Source organism: Salipaludibacillus neizhouensis, assembly GCF_002886185.1.
Lineage (GTDB): Bacteria > Bacillota > Bacilli > Bacillales > Salisediminibacteriaceae > Salipaludibacillus > Salipaludibacillus neizhouensis.
Map to the genome: position 1 here is coordinate 3,088,846 of NZ_KZ614146.1, position 22,291 is coordinate 3,111,136.

General features: G+C 36.2%; 14 protein-coding genes. 1 reads left to right on the forward strand and 13 read right to left on the reverse strand.

The window, feature by feature from the left end:
- Positions 1–946: 946 nt before the first annotated feature.
- Together mgsA and CEF18_RS14605 are read right to left on the reverse strand one after the other, a co-directional pair.
- Positions 947–1,411 carry a methylglyoxal synthase gene (gene mgsA, locus CEF18_RS14600; protein ID WP_110937138.1) on the reverse strand — a complete coding sequence of 155 codons (465 nt, stop codon included), beginning with the start codon at positions 1,409–1,411 and terminating at the stop codon, positions 947–949.
- A gap of 282 nt (positions 1,412–1,693) precedes the next feature.
- Positions 1,694–2,422: a helix-turn-helix domain-containing protein gene (locus CEF18_RS14605; protein ID WP_183041195.1), complete on the reverse strand. Its 729-nt coding sequence runs from the start codon at positions 2,420–2,422 to the stop codon at positions 1,694–1,696.
- A gap of 151 nt (positions 2,423–2,573) precedes the next feature.
- On the opposite strand from CEF18_RS14605, the gene CEF18_RS14610 reads away from it, so the two are divergent.
- Positions 2,574–5,033: a glycoside hydrolase family 3 N-terminal domain-containing protein gene (locus CEF18_RS14610; RefSeq protein WP_110937140.1), complete on the forward strand. Its 2,460-nt coding sequence runs from the start codon at positions 2,574–2,576 to the stop codon at positions 5,031–5,033.
- 395 nt (positions 5,034–5,428) lie between these two features.
- Here the strand turns inward: CEF18_RS14610 and CEF18_RS14615 are convergent, their stop codons facing one another.
- The 11 genes from CEF18_RS14615 to CEF18_RS14665 all read right to left on the reverse strand — a co-directional run bounded on the left by CEF18_RS14615 (position 5,429) and on the right by CEF18_RS14665 (position 22,271).
- Entirely contained in the window at positions 5,429–7,456 is a 2,028-nt protein-coding gene (locus CEF18_RS14615) for a PKD domain-containing protein (RefSeq protein WP_110937141.1), read from the reverse strand.
- Positions 7,457–7,582: 126 nt separating this feature from the next.
- The gene (locus CEF18_RS14620; RefSeq protein ID WP_110937142.1) at positions 7,583–9,061 is read right to left on the reverse strand and encodes an MFS transporter; all 1,479 of its coding nucleotides are present in this window, start codon (positions 9,059–9,061) and stop codon (positions 7,583–7,585) included.
- A 759-nt stretch (positions 9,062–9,820) separates the two neighbouring features.
- A complete protein-coding gene (locus CEF18_RS14625; RefSeq protein WP_110937143.1) occupies positions 9,821–11,023 on the reverse strand; it encodes a family 43 glycosylhydrolase in 1,203 nt (400 codons plus the stop codon).
- A gap of 15 nt (positions 11,024–11,038) precedes the next feature.
- Positions 11,039–11,218: a hypothetical protein gene (locus CEF18_RS14630; RefSeq protein WP_110937144.1), complete on the reverse strand. Its 180-nt coding sequence runs from the start codon at positions 11,216–11,218 to the stop codon at positions 11,039–11,041.
- Between the two features lie 269 nt (positions 11,219–11,487).
- Positions 11,488–13,932 carry a glycoside hydrolase family 2 TIM barrel-domain containing protein gene (locus CEF18_RS14635; RefSeq protein ID WP_110937145.1) on the reverse strand — a complete coding sequence of 815 codons (2,445 nt, stop codon included), beginning with the start codon at positions 13,930–13,932 and terminating at the stop codon, positions 11,488–11,490.
- A gap of 361 nt (positions 13,933–14,293) precedes the next feature.
- Positions 14,294–14,497, reverse strand: a complete 204-nt coding sequence (locus CEF18_RS14640) for a hypothetical protein (protein WP_110937146.1) — start codon at positions 14,495–14,497, stop codon at positions 14,294–14,296.
- A 103-nt stretch (positions 14,498–14,600) separates the two neighbouring features.
- The gene (locus tag CEF18_RS14645) at positions 14,601–16,424 is read right to left on the reverse strand and encodes an ABC transporter ATP-binding protein (RefSeq protein WP_110937147.1); all 1,824 of its coding nucleotides are present in this window, start codon (positions 16,422–16,424) and stop codon (positions 14,601–14,603) included.
- Complete coding sequence (locus tag CEF18_RS14650) at positions 16,421–18,145, reverse strand: ABC transporter ATP-binding protein (protein WP_110937148.1); 1,725 nt, start codon at positions 18,143–18,145, stop codon at positions 16,421–16,423. Before CEF18_RS14650 ends, CEF18_RS14645 begins: the two co-directional genes overlap by 4 nt.
- Positions 18,146–18,554: 409 nt before the next feature.
- Positions 18,555–19,349: an SDR family NAD(P)-dependent oxidoreductase gene (locus CEF18_RS14655; protein ID WP_110937149.1), complete on the reverse strand. Its 795-nt coding sequence runs from the start codon at positions 19,347–19,349 to the stop codon at positions 18,555–18,557.
- Between the two features lie 63 nt (positions 19,350–19,412).
- On the reverse strand, positions 19,413–20,702 hold the full coding sequence (locus tag CEF18_RS14660; protein ID WP_110937150.1) for a glycoside hydrolase family 1 protein: 1,290 nt from the start codon (positions 20,700–20,702) through the stop codon (positions 19,413–19,415).
- A gap of 162 nt (positions 20,703–20,864) precedes the next feature.
- On the reverse strand, positions 20,865–22,271 hold the full coding sequence (locus CEF18_RS14665) for an MFS transporter (protein ID WP_110937151.1): 1,407 nt from the start codon (positions 22,269–22,271) through the stop codon (positions 20,865–20,867).
- Positions 22,272–22,291 lie beyond the last annotated feature (20 nt).

Here is a 22,291-nt window from a genome sequence, read left to right on the forward strand (position 1 = left end):
CCCAAACTATCGAGTTACTATATCCCATATCATCACTAATCATTAGAATAAGTCAAAACGTGATAACGTTTACAAATAATCCAATGCTTATTTATCCTTTTTTCATCTTTCTTACTCATAAACATTTTCTAATTCCATGTAAAAGGTTAAGAAATAAGAAACTTCATTTTAAAATTAAAATAGATATAACTAGATCCCCATCTTTATCGAATAAAAGCTGTATTTTTTATCATAGTAGTTAAGAAAAATGACTAATTCAGACTAAATTCAAATCAACACCACAACTATCGAGTACCTTTATCCCATATCATCTCATGAACGTCGCACAAAATGATAACGTTTGCAAAATACCATTATCTACCTCTACTGTGTTATTACTTACTATATTGGTATAGCCACCTCTCTCCGCATAAATTATTGAACCTCCCATCATTACCTTTTAGATTCCATGATATGATACTTATTATACTAGCATTGAATATTCAGACAATTAATATCTTGCTTATATAGTTAAAAAAATGTCCACTTCGTAAAACAAAACATTTTTTTTATTATTTTGACAGTTTTTTTACCAACATTACTAGAGAAGTCTATCAATAACACCCGGAAATGGATGTTTTATCATTAATAAAGGTCAGCATCCAAAACTAGATACTGACCTTTATCATAAAGCCAATATTATTAAATTTAGTACCCAAGATTGATTAGCCTAAGTACTCTATCCATCATTTTCTTATTAATTCTCCCATGAGTAAAATCTCTATATCTTCATGCCAATAATATGGAATCGTTCGACTGTATGCGGGTGTAAAGGTTTTAATTGGCTAATTTGAATGATAATCAATCTGTTACTATTGATATTGCATGATTTATTCCTCTTCCCGAAAGAGGTTTTAAATCTACCTATTTCGCCGTTTAGCTTAGTTACGTTTTTTATTACATTCATTTATCCATAGAAATGAGACTTGATTGACTCAAAAAATAAACTTTTTTTCAAATATTCTTTTTCTTTGTCTTCATGGATAATATTACGCCATTCTAAATCTCCTCGTTCCAATGATAGAATTAGAATCTCCGCTGACCCCATATTTGTAGCTAGTGGAATGTCGTACACGTCACATAATCTCATCAAAGCGGTAATATCCGGTTCATGTGGTTGGGCTGTTAACGGATCTCTGAAAAATATGACCATATCCATTTCATTATTAGCTACCATGGCTCCTATTTCTTGGTCACCACCAAGAGGACCTGATCGAAAACAATGAATATCTAATCCTGTCTTTTCATGAATCAATGCTCCCGTTGTACCAGTAGCAAACAGTGTGTGCTTTTCTAAGTACGATAAGTACGATCGTGTAAAATGAAGCAATCGATCTTTCTTCTTGTCGTGGGCAATTAAAGCAATTTTCATAATTAATACCCCTTCCTATATAAAAAATTATTATCTTTCTTACACTTTATCAATAAACTTTAATTAGTTATGGTATTTTAGTAGTTATTTTAGTAGTTGAGTGTAGTTTATTTTTGGGGATGACAACAAAAAATAACCCAATCTACTGGGTTATCTACACTAATTATAAAATATAGAAAATCTAAAATTACTACAACTATGAATCAGTTCGGAGAATATTATCACTTACAAAGTAAAACCTCTGTAGCATGATTATATAAGTTAAAATCATTCATGCAGCTGTCAGTTTTTCGGGCTCTCCATATACTCATAAGGTGTTTTTTTATAGATTTTTTTAAACACCCTGCTAAAATAAGAATAGCTTGTATATCCCAATAAATCAGCAACCTCATTAAATTTATAAAAATTGGTTTCCATTAGTTCAATTGCAAAATCTATTTTCACTTTATGAATATAGTCAGTTATTGTAGATTCAGTTTCCTCTTTGAATTTCTTTGAAAGGTAACTACGATTGGAATTTATGGCGAGGGCAATATCTTTTGCGAAGATAGAATGAAATTTATTGTTATGGATGTTCTCAATCGCCATCTTTACAATTGGTGAATACTTTTTCATGGAGTACTTCTTCATTCCAGTAATCAGTTCTTCCACGACTTTATAATAGTATTGCTCTAATTCTACTTTGCTGTCACAATGCGCAATGTTTACGAAGTACTTTCTTTTGGCATTTTCCGCCACATCTTTAGGTAAGCCTTGTTTTATTGCTATCTCAACAAATGAAGCAACCGTTGAGGCGATATATAGTCTTTGGACATCTATTTCTTCATTTATAATAACCTTTATGTCTTCTATTTGTTCTGCTTGGTTTTTTACCTGTTGGAAAAGACCCATATCACCGGTAACAATAGAACTAATTAGTAGCTGTTTTAGGTGTGTACTCTTTTCAGAATAATCTTTTCCATGTTCCGATTGGATAGAAAGATTTTTATTTAAACGATTTTCTCTACTCATTATATCCCCACCATAATATTTCATTTTTATATAATTAACAACACAACACAATTTTACAACAAAAACAACAATAATGATATTGCCGTTGTTTTATTTGTTCTATAATTTTAGTGTAAGTCGTTAGTTTTATTTATAAAAAGGAGGAAATATAATGCTTTTCAAAGACGCTAATATGAGCACCTCAGAAAGAGTCGAAGATCTGCTACAACGAATGACACTAAAAGAAAAAGTCGCTCAGTTGTATTGTATGGTGAATCACGGACAAATGGATCCCATTAAAAACGCTAATGATAATTTTGAACATGGCGTTGGTACACTAGCTTTTTTAAATAGTTCCCAAACCGGGGACACACAAAAAGATATGGAAACTTTGAATCGTATTCAGCAGTTTTTTGTTGAAGAAACTAGATTAGGAATTCCAGTACTCGCACATAATGAAGGGATTGCCGGTGCTCAAATACCGGGTGCAACCACCTTCCCACAATCGTTGAATGTTGCTTCTACTTGGGAACCGGAATTAGCAAAAAAAATAGGTGAAGTTGTTAAAAAACAATTAATGGCCTTTGGTATTAGAGCAGTACACTCTCCACTATTCGATTTAGGACGTGATCCAAGATGGGGAAGAATTGGGGAAACTTATGGGGAGGACCCTTACTTAGTTGCACAAATGGGTACATCCTATGTCAAAGGGATTCAAGGAGACAACCAAGTGATGGCAGCTGCCAAACATTTCGTTGGATATGGTAACACAGAAGGTGGCCGTAATGGAGGAGAGCAACAAATCTCAGATCGAAAGTTGTTTGATACCTATTGCTTCCCATTTGAAGCAGCAATACATGATGGTAAAGTTAGCGGGATCATGAATAGCTACGGTATATTAAATGAACAAGCTGTATCTACGTCAAAGTGGTTACTGACTGATGTATTACGTGAGAAACTAGGATTTTCGGGACTTACGGTTGCAGATTATGGTAGTGTTAGTCATGCAAATGCACGTTATCGCGTTGCAAAAACACAAAAAGAATCAGCTGTTATGGCACTTAAGGCTGGAATGGATGTTGAACAGCCCAATAATACCTGTTACCGATACTTAGAGACAGCAGTAGAAGCTGGCGAATTGGAAATCGAGTATATTGATCGCTCCGTTAAAAGAGTATTAGAGACTAAATTTAGACTAGGATTATTTGAGAATCCTTATCAAGAAGGTGATTTCCTAGAAGAAATAAACAAAGTAGAAAATCAAGAACTATCGCAGGAAATTGCTGAGAAATCAATGGTGTTAGTAAAAAATGATAATGACATTTTGCCACTAAATCAGAAACTAAAAATAGCAGTAATTGGCCCATCTGCTGATAATAAAGTAAACTTCTTTGGAGGTTATTCATCCGTTGGAACAGCAGATACAACGACAGCTGATTTTGATCGTTCTGAGAATGATAATTTCATTAAAATGGCTTATGATGCGGTCATCTCAGAACATAAAGAAATGCTAAAATCAAGAGGTATTGTTTTTGATAAGCAGCCTTCACCGGAACAAAAAGTACAAATCATTGATATGCTAAAAAAGAACCGTTCGAAATCAAACAAGGTATATAACACTATCGATGAATTCATTAACACCTATTACCCAAATTGCAGTACGGTTAAAAATAGGTTAGAAGAAGTATTCGGCAAAGAGAACGTTCTTTATGCCAAAGGCTGCGATATAAAGAAACCAATTGAGGGCGGTTTACAAGAGGTTAAGAAAGCTGTTGAGCAAGCTGACATTGTCATTGCAATTCTAGGTGGAAAAGAAAGTATGCGAGCACCTGATGCAACAGCTGGAGAAAATAAGGATAACACCAATATCAATCTCGAGAAACCCCAATTGGATATGATGGCAGAAGTCTTTAATTTAAACAAGCCCGTAATATCCATTATTGTAGATGGAAGACCTTTATCTACTCCAGAAATTCATGAAAAAAGTCAAGCAGTACTTTATTCGTGGTTACCAGCACAAACTGGTGCTCAAGCAATTGTGAATACGTTAACCGGTAAGAACAACCCAAGCGGTAAACTACCAGTAACAGTCTTAAAGGACAAAGGACAAATTCCGATGTACCATAGCAGATTACCATTCTTTGTGGATACCAACGAATGGGCTGAGTACATTAATCATGATAACAATACACCATTATTTCCGTTTGGTTATGGATTAAGTTATACGACTTATGAATATAATAATCTGAGTTTAGATAAAGAAGTATCTATCGACGAAAAACTACAGGTAACATTTACGATTAAGAATGTTGGTAGCTGTTCAGGTGATGAGGTTGCTCAACTATATGTTAGAGACTGCCATAGTAGTATCGCTCGACCTACCAAACAACTGGTTGGATTTAAACGAGTTAGCTTGGATGTAAACGAAGAAAGAACAGTTACGTTCACTGTTGATATGGCTCAGCTGGCTTTTCATAATATCGATATGAAACAAGTGGTAGAACCAGGTGAGATGGAACTTTATATAGGAGCTTCATCGGAGGATATACGATTAAACAGTCCCTTTGAGATTATAGGAGAAGAAAGATTGATAGGTCGAAAAGTATTTTCCTCAAAAGTGACTGTTAATTAACTTACTATCATTCATAGTTAGACTGCAATTATGCTAAAACTTGATTCATAGGTCTACAATTCATTAAGAGACGGTTTCTTTCTAAAATAGAAAGTGAGCCGTCTCTTAAAAAATATATGAACACAATAACCAGATAGCTTTAATATAAATCCAAAAAAACATCTTCGTCGCTTTGTCATCGATATAAGTTGGAAACACGAAGAATCCCCCAAGATTAAAGTTGCTAGAAAAGTCAAAAAATCAGGCTGTCGAGACATTTTCTCGACAGCCTGATCTCAAACTACGATACCAGCAGCATAATATGATACCTTCTCGCTTTTTTCTTACTCATTAAATTCCCTTAATTGCAAATGTTTATTTAAGGTTCTTTTCAAACGGACAAATTGATAAATTGATTACTCTTTGCCCGAAGTAGAATTTACAATTACACGGACACGCCCAATGTTTTGTATTTGGGTGAAGATATTCTTGGCGTCACCATGACGATTTGACTGTACACGTAACACTGGGAAATATGTGCCCGGACGAGAGAAAGTATGCTCTGCTTTTGTACTTAAAACTGATCCATCATAAATCATGTTGGTAAACTCACCTTCAATGTAGTCCTCAGATTCTCCCTCGAAATTCCATTCTACCTTTGTTAATTGACCGTCATTTGATATTACTTCTATTTCTGCTGTAAAATGGACAGGTTCACCGGCTGCAACAACGATGCTTTTTTCACCGTTAGCCATTAATTCAACTGTCGGTTGAATTCCTTTCCGCTCATTTGCTTTGGGCGGAATAGAAACTTGGCCATCTTCCACCATATATTTGCTACTTTCAACTGGAGCTACGCCTCGTTCGACCCAATCACTGAGATCAAGTAGTGCTTGATGAAGAGCTCCAAGGTAACCGACTAGATGCAGATCATCCAATGTTTTTTCATAATCGCCATGCGGTGCATGATCGATATACCAAATCCGGAAATGCTCCGACTCCTTCTCCCCTAGATTTTCCCTTACCTTACTACGGTACCAATCTGGCTGCCATGGATAAGCATCATGGTCTAAGAGGGTTGCAACCACTATCATTTTTCCATTGAAACGACCGCTCTGTAGAGAACCAGAACCTCCACGTGTAATCATAGGACCAATCAGGAACGGGCGCTGTGGATACAAAGGTTCGCCATCGCCGTTTCGGAACTGGTCCCATACCTTGTAATCAGAAGATGGAACTTGGTGGCGGTGATAGGTTTGAACTGCTATAAAATTGGAGTTATCTAGCATAATCTCATCACCTGGCTTTACCTTTTCAAGGATTTCAATCATATTCTCCTTCTCATAACCAACCCCAACAAACGCTTTATCCCCTTCTAATTTGTCTAGCGGTAGCTTAAAACCTGCGGCATCACCGCTTAGGATTACAATTTTTGCACCTGTTAAGTATACATCTCCCTCAGGTACACTCTCTAGCTTCATCCATGGTTGGACATTTGAAGTGTCCATTGCTTGCAGTCTTTGCCAAGCATCATCAACACCCGTTTTTTCTTCTCTATTTTTAAAGTTTACTAAGTGGGTTTCGGTAATAACTGTCTTGTGTTGAATTCGATCTCTTACAGCCGAACCATTAGGGTCTGCACCCAGATAACCAGGCTTCATCCAAAAGTCTGTAAAATATTCAGGATCAACTTGCTCCATCATTGGAACAAAAATCGGAAATGCTCCTAAACCAATACTTTCCTGTAAAAACCATGACCTCTTCGGAAACCCCATTTTTGTTGCTTCTTCTAATGCCTCTTTTTCTTCCTGATTGAGACCAGCATAAATATCGTCGCTGCCTCCAGGTTCGATTGCATCTGCAATCATCGGGAGCTTGTTTCTGAGAACACGCAATGCATGGGCACGAACAGTAAATACACTCGGTATTGCCATAGGTGACCCAATAACATATGGTACCGCTCCGTCCCAAGCATTCGTATTTTCAAAACAGCTCATCGTCTTGAAGCCACCCCCGCTTCCCCCATAGATATACCCATAAGGACGATGTTGACCATATAACTTAGCAGCGATTAAACGCGAATACTCTGCAACAGCTGCACTACTTCGGTAAAGGGTCTCACCTTTGGCTTCAGGTCCTCCCATATTGGATTCAACAAAATAAGCGCCATTCATAATTGCAAAACCAATTTTATCTACGATTCCTTTAAGTTGTTGCGAAGCATCCTCATTACCTTGAACAGGTGCAACAAAGTGGAAAAAACGCCTTAGATAGTCTTTTTCATCAGGAAAGTATAAAGAGAATCTAACTTCTGTGCCCTCAAATCCACCATGGATATAATGATACCGTACCGAACCTTCTCTCCATTCATCTACATCCACATACGGCTTTTGGAATTCTAGCTCTTGCAAAATGTTTTCGATTATATCTTTTTTTTGTTCCATTTTTGTTACCCTCCAAAAAATACCATAATTTCAAAGACCGACATCTTCTACTCATTCTCCCGTAAGATTAAATAATTACCAACACGAAAGTTAATCGGTAGGCAATTATTTTACTTATTGAAATCATTAACCAGCATCCATATTTTCTTGACGGCGCGCCTCTAATACTTCTGCAATTTCATCCATTTTTGCTTTATCTAATTTATAGAACTTCATGGCAATTAGTGTTGCAATCCACCCTATAATTAGCACACCAAAAGCTAAGAACATTGTCACCCAGAATAAGGTTTCTGAGTATGGTGTATCAAGGTCTGGAAATGCAGCCCTAAAACCGATCATGGCTAAAACTAAACCTATAACTGTTTGTGCTAATGAAGATACTAATTTATCAACGAATGTGTAAAGGGAAGTGACTATTCCTGGTGTAAAACGTTTTGATCTGTAAGCCTCGTAATCAATAATTTCTGGTATCATAGGTACAACATATGCAGTTGCTAAAGATCTAGCTGCACCGGCTATTAAGAATAAAACTAAGAAAGCAATTGTCATAAAACCCCAATCATTAAAAGCGATTTGGGTCGGATCACCTAACCACAGAACTACGACCAATAGAGTTGTAGCAAAGATAGCTAGCCAAGTTGTAGCTACTAGTCCCTTTTTCAAACCAACTTTACTCGCATAACGCATTCCAAATACGATTAATAATATATTAGGTATTATTGCAATCGATGTTACTGTGCCCAATAATGCAAAGTTTCCCATTATAATACCGAATAACATCACATTAATCACTTGATTACCTTGAATTTGCATACTTAGTTTATCTGTTGCTGCCGCAACTATAAACATCTGAAGTGGTCGGTTACCCTTTAATATAGGCCACATATCTTTAAATTTAATAATTACTGGATTACCATCTCCGTAATTCTCTATACGGTCTTTAGGCCAAATAACAAATAGACCAATTGCCATACATGTACCTGCTACTGCAATAACGACAAGAGTAAACTCCTGGAACAATCCAGGATCACTAAAGCCACCATACTTAGGAGCCAAATAGCTAGATAAATAAATTGCTCCTCCTGCTGCGAAAAAAGACATATAAATGGCTTCGGCTGCTCCAAAAATAGGGCGTTGTTTTGGATCTTTTGTTAAAATAGCATATCCTGACCTGGCTGCTATTACATACAACGTGTAACCAATAATATATAATGCATACAACCCCATAAAGTAAACCGTTCGCATTTCATCAGGTACAAGGTAAGCGGTATAGTAAATTAATGCGGTTGAAATAGACATTACCACGAAACCAAGAAGTAAAAAGAGTTTCACCTTCCCCAACTTGCCATTTGTTTTATCAACCAAATACCCCATAAATGGATCCAAAAATCCATCTAAAACCCTTGAGCCTGTTATAATAAATGAAGCAATGACAGTTCCTAGACCCACAATGCCTGCTGCATAAAAGGAAACTATCATCATCAACAACATAAAGCAATTACCTCCTAACGCAGTTAATGGATACAGAATCAATTCCCATTTTTTTGCACTACTTGCATCTTGCCTTTCCGTTAGCATTTCACCTTGTGTGTTTATCGCTGACATTTCTCTTCACTCCCACTTTCATATTTTCAAATATAACCATAAGTTAGAACACCATTCCGCCCAAACTGTTTTACTAAATCGATTGTTAGTAATCGCTTTCATAATTTAGTTTGTTTATTAAACAAATAATAAAGACATATAACAGCCTCGATTTCAGGGTACTACTTATCCCCTTATCTCTATGTTCTAAATAATGCGCTTACACACAATATAATGTTTTTAAATCGCTTAGTATTGTATGTTAGTTTCTTTTTTGGTGGAATAGTTATATTTTTTAATTTATTCCTTTGTTGTTAGATGATCTCTAATTGGTCATACCTTTCCAATACTTCATCCTTTCTTTGCTCTCATATTACGAGAGCGCTTACAAAAGCATACGACTAATCCCCCCCCCAGGTATTGTAGACTAGTACTATTTTTTGTGTGTTAGTTAGCTTTTGATTATTAATTATACTTTAAATGAATTAGTTTTATAAATAGAGAGCTAAGATAAAGTCGAAAAGATGCCTTCTTTAACATAAGTTATAGTCTTGAGACATTTCATTGTAGGAAATATCCATCGCTTTACTCTCATCTTGTTTAATAAATTTCTAAGTTTGATTTATGATACTATTAATTTCATTACAGTCTACTATCTATAGATATTTTTTATCATATTTATAGTTAGGTAATCAAAAAGATATACATAAAGTAATCTTTATGCATATCTTTGGATTATAAAAAGCATTTAACATTAAATAAGCAGCTTAATCTTTTAATTTATGAAATAGTAAACGATAGAATGTCAAGTGACCCTTCCCCTTCAAATAGAAAGTAAATAGGATAAATATCATCGCTAATAGAAAGCGTATTTTGACAAATAATCCATTCATTTGAGTTACAATTTACTGTAATCTCTGTGATTGAATCACCTTCATCTTCTATGAGCACTTTCATTTTACCCTTAGCATTCCCACGAATTTTTATTGCAATTTTGTTGACATCTTTGATTTGAAAGTATTTAAAACCGGCGAGACAACCATGTTTAATATCACTAACATATTGTATAGGAAGCTCCATATCTATTACTTCTTCTTGAGTTATATAAGGCCCTGTTAGTGGATTGCGCACTCCATCTATCTTTTCATTCATAAGATTGCAGGCAATATATGCAGAATATTCCCCTTTTCCTATTAGTGTTCCCCCATTAAGCCCACAACTAGTGCTCTCTACTTGGTTAATACTACCATTTGGTTGTATTATTATTGGCTCTGCTACTGTTTGTCTGGAATATAGATTGCGATTTGTATTACGGTGATTAAATACGTAGTACTCGCCATTTACACATTCTATGCTTCCATGATTATTACCAATCTCATTGGCTGCATTCTTTGTTGTTCGACCATTTAATCCTAGGTCTGCAGATGAATGCACGCGTCCACGATATACAAAATCACGGTCAGGATATTTGCTCGTACAATAATTTAACCTAGAAATATCAGTAGCAAAGTAAAAAAAGTAATACAAATCATTAATCTTTCGGACAGATGAACCCTCAAAAAAGTTTGGCTTTGTTCTATCTTCATCTGCATGCATAATAATTTTGGATTCAGTTATAACTGTACGCATATCCGTATCCAGCTTGCGAACGAAGGAACCTACAACTGGATTTCCAACTTTTTCATTACTTTTTTGACCGGAACCAGAGTACAGATAAATTAGTCCATCAGTATCTACTAACACCGCTGGGTCAAATTCGAAATAATCAGATTTAACACTACCAGTAATATGGCCATTCTTATCCCGCACGTCCCCGTAATACTTATATTGACCGGCAGGAGTATCACATACTGCCACTGAAATAATGGAAGAGTCAGCTACAGAATAATATAAATAGTAACGACCATCTGGACCTTTTGCTACATCTGGTGCATATAAGTTACCTGTTCCAATTTCATATGGATGTTGATCTTTTCTATAAATTACTCCATCATATTTTCAGTCAGACAGGTCATTTACTGGAGCAGACCAGCATACATAGTCTCCCAGGCAATAGTCATCTCCCCCAAAGATGTCATGACTTCCAAAAATATGAAGCCTGTCATCAAATACATGTGCCTCTGGATCTGGAACATATTCATTGCTCGGTAGAAATGGATTAAATACTTGTTTTCTCATATATAACTCCCTTTTACTTAGCTTATTTATTTTATTTACTTAAATTGTTAGCAATCTCTTAAAATGAGCTTGCATTATTCCACATTTTTGAGTTAAATCTATTTCGGTAGTTTTACCACTTAGTGTAAACAGAAAATGCACACCATTACTGAATGGACGAATGATTTATTCCAGTTGAGCTGGCTCTGCTAGAAGCTTATATTGATCTATTGGATTGGTCCGCAAGAATTACTACCTACCAAGACCTCCCTATATAGATGCATGTTAATTCACTTCAATTTTATAGGAATAGAATCGCTCTCAAGTCCTTCAATGCCAATCTTTAATTCAGATGTACCGGACTCGTAGCCAGCACGAACTATTGCGAGAAGTTTCCCTTTATAGGTAGTAAACTTACCAGTCGTATAGTTTTCGGTCGTTTGTCGTTTACCAGTTCCAAATGCCTCTAAGGTTGCTGCACCGTCTACTTTAGCTGTTGCCTTTAAGTTAGATGTAGGAACTAATCTCCCTTCTTTATCAACTACTTCTACAACAGCATGGACTAGTGATTGTCCATCAGAAGAAACCTCTTCCTTGTCAGGAACAATTCGAATTCCTACTGGCTCACCAGCTGTTGATAATATGTCAGAAGAAACCTTATGACCTTTTATATAACTAATAGCTTCCAAAGTTCCCGGTTCAAAAGTTAGGTTGAACTTTGCAGTTAAGTGATTGGCTTTACCTGAAGGCTTTTTCCCAAGACTCTTTCCGTTTAAGATTAATTCCACTTCCTCAGCCGCCGAGTAAACATCCACGCGAATAGGCTTCCCTTCATATCCTGACCAGCTCCAATGATTCTCACAATCCGGCCATGCCCAACGTCCTAAAACCTCCGTCTTTCCATGGTTTTTAGGATTATGTGTAGCTATAAAAGTCTCCTCTCCCCCCCATAATACTCTGCGATAAGCAAGCTGCGGACGCTCAAATCCACACAAATCAATGTCGGCTCCTCCCGCAAGACGCCAAGGATACTCTGCGATATGATTTTTTTTATTAGACTTAGCAGCTTCCTCTGGATCATCATAGTAATCTTGTCTACCAAGACCCGCTTCACCAATGTAATCAAAACTCGTCCAAGTGAAATCACCAATTAAATTGGGTAAACGCTCAACTTCACTCCAGTATTCAAACATCTCCATCGGTTTGCTTTCCGTTGAACATATCACTCGGTTAGGATAAGACTTTATTGTTGCCTCGTATTGATGACTCAGATAATTATAGCCGACTACATCTAATGGAGCTGCATAAGCTTCTGTGTAATCACCCCATATTTTCTGTCCGAACTCACCATCTAAGTTGATAATCCCTCCACCTTGCTTTTTGGAATTCTCCATGAGATCCTGAAAAAACTTCGATTGATCTTCATCTTCAAGTCCATTAAAGAAAGAAGGTATAGAATTAGTAATTGGACGAGTCGTATCTAACTTACGAACAAAATCAGCAATCTTTGCTGCCCAATTATTACCGTTAGACAAACCACCGCGCTCAGGAACTTCATTACCTGTTGACCACATAATTACGCAAGGATGGTTACGATCTCTTAAAATGAATGATTCCATATCCTTCTGCCAGTCGCTCTCGAAGTATTGACTATAATCATGAGTATTTTTCTCCATCGTCCAAACATCAAAAGCTTCATTGATGACGAGTAACCCCAAGCGGTCACATGCATCTAACATATCCCTCGACATTGGATTATGGGAAAATCGAATGGCATTAAACCCGTTATCTTTATGAATTTTCATTCTACGATATTCACTATCCTTAAAGGATTTAGCACCAAGAATGCCATTATCATGATGTACACAACCACCTTTAAGGTTTAGCGTTCTCCCATTTAGCATAAAACCATTTTTGGTATCAACGGAAATCGTTCTAATTCCAAACGTAGTAATCTCGCTGTCAATCACAGATTTTTTACTGCATAATTTAGCAGTAATCTTATAAAGATTCGGGGAATCAATGTCCCAAAGTTCAGCATTTTCAACAGCGATTTTCACTTGTCCAACAGCCTTTTCTCCAGCTGGCACGTGCACTTTCACTCTACCAGTGCCAGCAAGAGAGTTATCAATATCTTTTGCTATCTGAATATCTAGCCATATATTATTATCTTCGCCAGTATGATTCTCTAAGGTTGTCTCAACCACTACAAATGCAGTACCATTGACAACATGTGAAGCACGAGCGTAGATTCCCCATGGGGCTATATGTGTCTTTGGAGCTGTAATTAAATCAACATGGCGGTAAATACCTGATCCAGAATACCAGCGCGAATTAGGTTGAGCATCATTATTTACTATAACTGCCAGACGATTCTTCTTTCCTGTCTTGATATAAGGAGTAAGGTCCGCGTGAAACGGAGAATAGCCGTAATGGTGTCTTGCTACCACATGACCGTTTAAAATGACTGTTGGGTTCATGTAGACACCGTCAAACTCCACTAATACTCTTTTACCTTCATATTCCTCGGGAATTTCTAGTATCTTTGTGTAGGTTCCTACTCCTCCTCCGTAATAACCAGTTAACTGACCTCCTGGTGCCTCTGGATTCGTGTCCGTTTCAATGGTGAAATCATGCGGTAAATGGACTGTTTTCCCCGGTTGGCCATAGCCTGGTACCATAAACGGCTTACCGTTAATAAATTCCCAATTTTGGTCAATATTTTTTCTTAACATAAATTCTCCTCTCTAATTACACTAATAAGTTATTATCATAGCTAGTCTCGAGGAAATAATTCTTGTTTCTTATATTTATTATAAAGTCTCCCTCCACATCTTTATGATAACTTGGTGCTTTTTTTATAAATAACCGAACTACTAAACCTCTACTTTTTTTTCACGAAAGAACTTTTTATGTTCACATCAATTAAATCTACATATGGTAATTGTGTTTTCGAGTATCTTGAAGCTGAAAAAGTGCCAATAGCCTTCATGCTAGCTGCTATAGCAGCATCTATTCCATCCTCTTGTTAACAAGGTGCTGATCACGTTCATCCACTCCATCAGCTGGTGGTGATTTGGATTAATTCTCTTTTATCTAGTTCAATAAAATTAAAAAAATGAGGCTATCCTTTGTTTTATCAACAAGCAAATCGATAATTGGATCTGTAATACCATCTAAAATCCGAGTACCAGTATTAATAAATGAAGCAACAACAGTTCCAAGACCTACAGGACCAGCTGCAAAGTATGCTACTATTGCCACCATAAACGAAAATGCGTTATGAGCAACTCCATACATTGTTTTTATACACTTTTAAGACTCTTTTGTAGGATATGAGTAATTTAAAACCTACAAGATGGACTATAAACGAGTGTATCTATCCATTGGAAGTATTCATCATTCAACTTATGTTCGCTGATTCAAATTGACTATTATACATATCAGCATAGAAACCATTTTGCACTAATAATTCCTGATGGGTTCCTTGCTCAATAATATCACCGTGGTTCATTACTAAGATTAGATCGGCATCTTTAATAGTTGATAATCGATGAGCGATAATAAAGCTTGTGCGATCTTCCATAAGTCGGTTCATTGCTTTTTGAATTCTTAATTCTGTTCGTGTATCCACACTACTAGTCGCTTCATCTAATATAAGAATTTTTGGATCTGATATAATCGCTCTTGCTATTGTTAAAAGTTGTTTTTGTCCATGGGATATATTTGATGCATCTTGGCTTAACATTGTATCGTATCCTTCAGGAAGTTTTCGGATAAAGTCATCTGCGTTGGCTGCTTTCGCTGCGTCTAGGATTTCTTCTTCTGTGGCTCCTTTTTTCCCATAGCCAATATTCTCACGAATCGTCCCACTAAATAACCATGTGTCTTGTAGAACCATGGCAAACAAACTTCTTGCTTGTTCCCGAGACAAGTCTTTAAGATCAATACCATCTACAAAGATGCGTCCACTATTAAGACGGTAAAACCGCATGAGCAGATTAATTAATGTTGTTTTCCCGGCCCCAGTCGGACCAACAATCGCCACGCTTTGACCTTCATGGATATCAACATTGATATCTTTCATTATAAGGGAATCTTTTTCATAGCCAAAACCAAGGTGATCAAATGTGACTTGGCCTTTCATGGATTCCAAATCAATTGCAGCATCTGTTTCTCTCTTCTCTTCTTCTTCATCTAATAAATTAAAAACACGTTCGGCAGAAGCTAATGCATTTTGAATCATGTTAGCAATACCTGCGACTTGCATCATCGGTTGTGTAATCTGTTTGGAGTACTGAAGAAATGCTTGCAAATTCCCAATTACCATACTGCCGTTTAAAACAAAGATTCCACCTAAAATACTGACAAACACAAAGCCTAGATTTCCAATAAAGTTCATCATTGGATTCATAATTCCCGAGATGAATATTGCTTTTTGACTAACGGTATATAACTCGTCATTCATTTCATCAAAGCGTTCAATTGATTTTTGCTCATAGCCATACGCCTTCACCACTTGATGGCCCGAGTACATTTCTTCCACATGACCATTCACCTTACCCAGATTATCTTGTTGTTGTTTAAAATACTTTTGAGACTTTGAGAAGATGAACCTAATGACAAGGAAACTTAAGGGAACGGTGATCGCAATAACAAGGGTTAGTAATGGACTAATCACAAGCATCATTACAATAATACCTATGACAGTCACAACCGATGTAATAATTTGGCCGATGGCTTGTTGAAATGAATTATTAATATTATCTATATCATTCACAGCTCTACTCAACAAATCACCATGAGAATGCTGGTCAAAATATTTTATTGGTAATTCCGAAAATTTTTCATTGACTGCTTTTCGTAGTGTCGCTACCGCTCGTTGTGAAACACCGGCCATTAAATATGCCTGTAAAAATGAAAATAGCGAAGATAGTACATAAAGAACGGCCAAAAAGACAACTAACTGACCTAGATAACCAAAATCTACCGGGCTATTAGATGTTACACTATCAAAAATAGAAGTTGTAGCATCTCCTAAAACTTTAGGAGAATAGACATTAAATAAAGTTGCTATAATAGTAGAAACAGCAATAAATATTATAATTTTACAATCTGGCTTAAGATAACCAGTTAAACGGATTAACGTTCCTTTAACATCTCTCGGTTTCGCCATTCCTTTTGGCTGGTGAGAGGAAGCAGTTGTTTTTTCTTTTTTATTACTCATGAAACTTCCCCTCCCATATGTTGTGAAGAAACAATTTCTTGATAAACAATATTCGTCTTTAAAAGGTACTCGTGTGTGCCCTTACCAACCATTTTCCCTTCGTCTAACACTATGATTTGATCAGCATTCATAATTGAACTGACCCTCTGGCCAACAATAATCATGGTTACATTTAATCTTTCTTTCAGCGTTCGTCTTAACTTAGCATCTGTCTTATAATCTAATGCAGAAAAACTATCATCGAAAATATAAATTTCTGGTTTTCGGAGAAGTGCTCGTGCAATAGAAAGGCGTTGCTTTTGTCCACCTGATAAATTAGATCCAGATTGATTCAGTAGGCTATAGATACCTTGTTCTTTTTCCTTTACAAAATCAATTGCCTGGGCTATCGTCAGTGCTTCCATTATTTCCTCTGTTGTTGCATCCTCTTTACCGACACGAAGATTTTCTACTATCGTCCCACTAAATAACGATGCTTTCTGTGGGACATAACCTATTTTTTCTCTTAATCTTTTTTGTATCATTTCACGTGTATCTATTCCGTTCACTATTACCTTGCCCTCTTCAGGGTCATAGAAACGAGGAATAAGCTTAATTAGTGTTGACTTTCCTGAACCAGTACTACCAATAATGGCGGTCGTCTGCCCTTGTTTTACTTCAAAGGAAATGTTTTCAATCGCTGCTTTTTCAGCTCCGGCATATCGATAAGTAACATTTTCAAATTTTATTAGCCCTTTTTCACTTTCATTTTCACTTGATTTTTTCGGATCCTTAACCGTTGGATCTACGCTAAACACTTCACTTATCCGGTTTGCAGATGCCTGAGCACGTGGAATCATAATAAAGGCAAACGATAACATAACAAATGCCATAAAGATCATTAATGCATATTGCAAGAATGCCATCATGTTTCCTACTTGCATCGTACCTTGGCTAATGCGAATCGCACCAAACCACACAATAGCTATATTTGTAAAGTTCATGATTATTTGCAGAAAGGGAAATAATAATGCTATTGTTTGATTTACCTTTGTCCCCGTTTCACGAAAGTCTTCATTCGCTACATTAAAACGCTTTTTTTCATAAGTAACCTGATTAAAAGCTCGGATTACACGTGTTCCAGTGAGACTTTCTCTAATTACTAAATTCAATCGATCTGTCTTTTTCTGCAACATAACGAATAGAGGAGTTGCTTTTTTAAAAATCACAAAAATAATCAATACTAATAGAGGAAGAGCAACAATAAATATTAAACTTAATTTAGAATCTCTACTAAACGCTAGGAGGGTACCACCTATAAGCATTAGTGGTGCTCTAGTAGCCATACCTAAAACCATATTTAACACATCTTGTACTTGTTTAATATCATTGGTTGTTCTAGTGATCAGAGATGCAGGACCAAACTTCTCATAGGTTTCGACTGAAAAACTTTCCACGTTGACAAACAAGTGTCGACGTATATCCCTACCAAATCCAACAGAAACTTTGGAGGACAAATAATTACTAGATATCGTGACAAGGATTGCCATCACGCTAAGTACCAACATCCATGCGCCAGTTTGAATAATATAAGGCATATCTGAATTTACGATCCCGATATCAATTATATTAGCCATCAGAGTTGGGACATACAGCTCGAATAAGGTGCCAGCTAATGTGAGCGCTATAATGGACACAACTAACCATTTGTACGGTTTTATATATTTTATAATTGTAAACATAGATGAATCACCACTCATTTCTTTAATCTACTAAAACCACATAATTACACAAGGATGATTACGGTCTTTTAAGATTAATAATTCCGTGTCCTTCTGTCAGTCGCTCTAAGTATTGTCTATAGTATTTTTCTCAATCGTCCAAACATTAAAAGTTTCATTATGATAAAAATCCAACAATTTACCCTTTAACTTCCTTCATGATTTCTTATATTTATTATAAATTAATCCTTTCACTTCCTTATGGTAATTTGGTATTTTTTTTATAAATAAACCATCCTACTTCACCTAAATTTTTATCAAGAATAAATTTTATTTATGTTTTATTTGGTATTTTCGGTTAATTCCTTAAATTTGTAAAAAAAAATGAGGATACCCTTACATGGGAAAACCTCATTTAAAATATAGATTTTTATTTCATCTTTTTAGCAATCATGTCCGAAGCACGTCTAGGACTTAATCGATACAGTTTATCCATAATTTTTGAGTCTTTCCCAGCCAATACTCTGTTTTGATCATTTTCCATTCCTAAAACAATAATTTCTGCTGCTTCTTTCGGTGTTAATAGTTTCGACATATCTTTCTCACTTGCATCTGTACCTCTAGAACGCTCTACTCCGGAATTTTTCATAATATCAGTACCAACACCACCAGGAAACACAACGGTAGCTTTTACGTTGGTATCTTTTAGCTCCGCTTGTAACCCTTCAGTCATAAGCTTAACAGCAGCCTTAGATGCACCATAGATGGATTGACCTGGTACAGGAAGAAATCCGCCCATACTCGATATGTTTGTAATGTGTCCAACAGGTCTTTCCAATAAATAAGGAAGGAATGTTTTTGTCATATAAAGTGTACCGTAAAAATTGATATCCATTACTAATTTAATTTTGTCATAATCCAAATCATTTACATGTACAAAAGGCTGAATAATCCCAGCATTATTAATGATTCCATCAACTGATCCGTGATGAGCGATCACTTTCTCTGGAAGAGCCTCAACAGCTTCTAATTCAGTTAAATTAACGATGTGTGTCGATATCTTGTCTGATTTGTCTCCTGCTTGATTAACTGTTTCCTCCAGTGCATCTTTATTAATATCTACCGCCGCTACACTCGCACCTTTGGATAAAAGGTTAAGGACTATTTCACGTCCTATTCCCCCTCCAGCACCTGTTACTACAACAACCTTGTTTAAAACCTTCATAATATATACCTCCATTTTTTTAATCTATATATTTCAAATAGACTCCCATTCTAGCATTAAAGATTAAATCATATTTATATTACCTAAAAAAGATAAGCTTTGTTTTGGATACCTCTTTTGAGTAGAACGATCAACAGCAATCAATCCAAACGTTTGAGCATAACCCAATTGCCATTCAAAATTGTCAAGCAATGACCAGTACGTGTAACCAATAATAGGAATTCCATTCTCTATACACCGATGTACACCCGTAAGTGCTCGTTCGATGAACTCCACTCTTTCTTCATCATTATCCGTAGATACACCATTTTCCGTTACAATAATCGGTTTATGCCAATGCTTAGAAACAAATTCCAGAACATTTCCAAGTGCTTCAGGATAATATTCATAACCCATTTTCGTTAACCTGCTTGTTTCGACCGGTTTGACTACTCCATCTGGCCCGTGAATTTTTCGCGAGTAATTTTGTACACCTATAAAGTCATCCTCTTTAATATAAGGAAGATAGCAAAGAAAATCCTCGTATTGCTCTTTTTTAATTGATTCTTCTCCTCCTGGCAATGCTTGATGATCATATAGCGAGAATGTTATTCCCACCTTAATTGTTGGGTTTAATTCATTAATGACCCTCCTAGCTTGTTCATGACATTTCATAATGATTTTTTCACCATTTTCTGTCCTAGGAGCAAGAAAAGTGTGGATATATCTTGGATCCATTCCAAAAGCCTCTCCCAAAGCTCGGTAATATTTCTCCATTTTTGTTTTCATATTAACATTAAGGCCCACCTGCACATCAGCATTGTCCGGTTTCTTAGCTTGATCGCTTTCATTTACGCTTGTCATTCTCTTCATAATTTTTGCTATTTGTTTACCCATATTCGCTTCATTAATTGTACAAATATAAGGAATTAAGTCTCCCAATTCTGAAACTACAAAATGACAATAGTTAATGAAGTATTCAATTGTTGATTCACTTTCCCATCCACCTTCAGATATCAACCATTTCGGTGATGAAAAATGATGAAGCGTTACAATCGGTGTCACGTTATGATGATGACAAAATTCAAGTACCTCTCTGTAATGTTCAATCTCGTTTTTATCAAACTTGCCTTTGATTGGCTCTATTCTTGCCCATTCAATCGAAAATCGATATGTGTTACAACCTGCATCTACTAATAATTGAATATCTTCTTTGTACTTACGGTAATGATCAGCAGCATCTAGCGAAGGTTCTTTGTACATCGAACCTGGAACATTTTCCATAACCCAAAAATCACTGTTTACATTGTTACCTTCCACCTGATGGGCTGCAGTAGCAGCTCCAATCATAAAATCATTTGAGAACTTTTTCATACAATAATTCTTCCTTCCTCATCAATTGTTCGTCCAACACATTTACTTATCAATTCTTTTTTGAAGATATTGATAGTAAAGTTCATCATCTATTGGAAAGTCTACCCAATCATCGGTCCAAGTAGATAACTGCATTGCATTCCCCCCCAAAAAACATTTTCGTTATTCAGAAATACTTTGCTTCTTTTTTCTTCGCACAGCCAACTCTTTCGCTATTTGATTTTGCTTCTCCTCTGTAATGTCAAACCATGCAACAGATGCTGTAAATAAGAAGATAACTGCTGGGAGAAATCCCATAAGTACCTTTAAACCAAAGATTGTCTCGCTGCTTTGTTCAGCACCAGGTACATAACCAATGAATGAGAGAGAAACTGCTGCCACTGAACCCGAAATAGCAACTGCAAGCGACTGCATAACCCCTTGGAAAGAACCCATAAACCCATTTATGTTAATTCCAGTTTTCCATTCTGTGTAATCCATCGCGGCTGGTAGCATCGTAGCCTGAGCTGGATTGGCAAAGCCCATAAATAAGTTAGCAATTGCTAAAGCAGCAAAAAATGTAACTACACCGCCAGAAGTAGCAGGAATGAACATAATAGCTGCAGTACAGGTTACATTCACAGCCGTGCAGGTAAGAATAACCCTTTTAATACCAAAACGTTTAATTAATTTTCCGCTTATCATGACACCAAGGATCGTCGGTATTAAGCTCATAACACCAAATATAACTACTAAACTTTCATTAAGAAAAAAGTATTTGAAATAGTGAATCATAACCGCTGACCGTATTCCACTTGCTAAAGTAATTGCTAATATATAAATGTAAACCACCACTGCATTTTTATTAGTGAAAACAGCTTTAAACATTTCCTTAATAGGTGTTCTTTTGTCTCCTTTTTTAGGTTTTACAACATACCTTTCCTTTAAGGTAACGACCTGAAAAATGGATGCAATTATACAAAATAGTCCAATCAAGCCCATTAGAATGGAAAATCCCCTAGCATCACTGCCACCACCTAAAGCCTTATAAGCAGGTTGTGCTATAGTGGTTACAATTGCTGCCATCATCACAGCAAAATATGTGTATTGACCTAAAGATACACGATCATCTACTCGTTTTGTAATTGCAGGACCAACAGCATGAAATGGTGCGGCTCTAATAGAAACTAATATGCTATAGATCAAATAAGTAACTGTAGCATAAACTAACGTTCCTGTAGGACCAAAATTAAAATCTGTAAAGGTTAACCAACCCAATATAGCAATTGGTACTCCTAAGATTACATACCAAGGGACGTACTTGCCCCATGGAGTTGTCACCTTATCAACAACAATACCAAATGCAGGAATCAATGAAGCTCCAATAATTCGGCAAATTAGTAGTAAACCAGCTACATAAGCAGGATTTATTTCCATTACGTCTGTATAAAAGAAAAGGATAAACATAGAAATCATTTGCGTATGAATTGTCCCGGTCATTCCACCAAGAGCAGCGGCAATTTTTTCACGTCTTGTAAGCTCTCTATCTTGCTCGAAGGATTGATAGTCAATATCTGATGTACCCTGCATTCCTATCCCCCCTCACTAAA

Excerpts from the sequence above, each read along its gene's own strand:
- mgsA (WP_110937138.1), bottom strand. The coding sequence starts at position 1,411 with ATGAAAATTGCTTTAATTGCCCACGACAAGAAGAAAGATCGATTGCTT.
- CEF18_RS14605 (WP_183041195.1), bottom strand. The coding sequence starts at position 2,422 with ATGAGTAGAGAAAATCGTTTAAATAAAAATCTTTCTATCCAATCGGAA.
- CEF18_RS14610 (WP_110937140.1), top strand. The coding sequence starts at position 2,574 with ATGCTTTTCAAAGACGCTAATATGAGCACCTCAGAAAGAGTCGAAGAT.
- CEF18_RS14615 (WP_110937141.1), bottom strand. The coding sequence starts at position 7,456 with ATGGAACAAAAAAAAGATATAATCGAAAACATTTTGCAAGAGCTAGAA.
- CEF18_RS14620 (WP_110937142.1), bottom strand. The coding sequence starts at position 9,061 with ATGTCAGCGATAAACACACAAGGTGAAATGCTAACGGAAAGGCAAGAT.
- CEF18_RS14630 (WP_110937144.1), bottom strand. The coding sequence starts at position 11,218 with ATGAGAAAACAAGTATTTAATCCATTTCTACCGAGCAATGAATATGTT.
- CEF18_RS14635 (WP_110937145.1), bottom strand. The coding sequence starts at position 13,932 with ATGTTAAGAAAAAATATTGACCAAAATTGGGAATTTATTAACGGTAAG.
- CEF18_RS14640 (WP_110937146.1), bottom strand. The coding sequence starts at position 14,497 with ATGTATGGAGTTGCTCATAACGCATTTTCGTTTATGGTGGCAATAGTA.
- CEF18_RS14645 (WP_110937147.1), bottom strand. The coding sequence starts at position 16,424 with ATGAGTAATAAAAAAGAAAAAACAACTGCTTCCTCTCACCAGCCAAAA.
- CEF18_RS14650 (WP_110937148.1), bottom strand. The coding sequence starts at position 18,145 with ATGTTTACAATTATAAAATATATAAAACCGTACAAATGGTTAGTTGTG.
- CEF18_RS14655 (WP_110937149.1), bottom strand. The coding sequence starts at position 19,349 with ATGAAGGTTTTAAACAAGGTTGTTGTAGTAACAGGTGCTGGAGGGGGA.
- CEF18_RS14660 (WP_110937150.1), bottom strand. The coding sequence starts at position 20,702 with ATGAAAAAGTTCTCAAATGATTTTATGATTGGAGCTGCTACTGCAGCC.
- CEF18_RS14665 (WP_110937151.1), bottom strand. The coding sequence starts at position 22,271 with ATGCAGGGTACATCAGATATTGACTATCAATCCTTCGAGCAAGATAGA.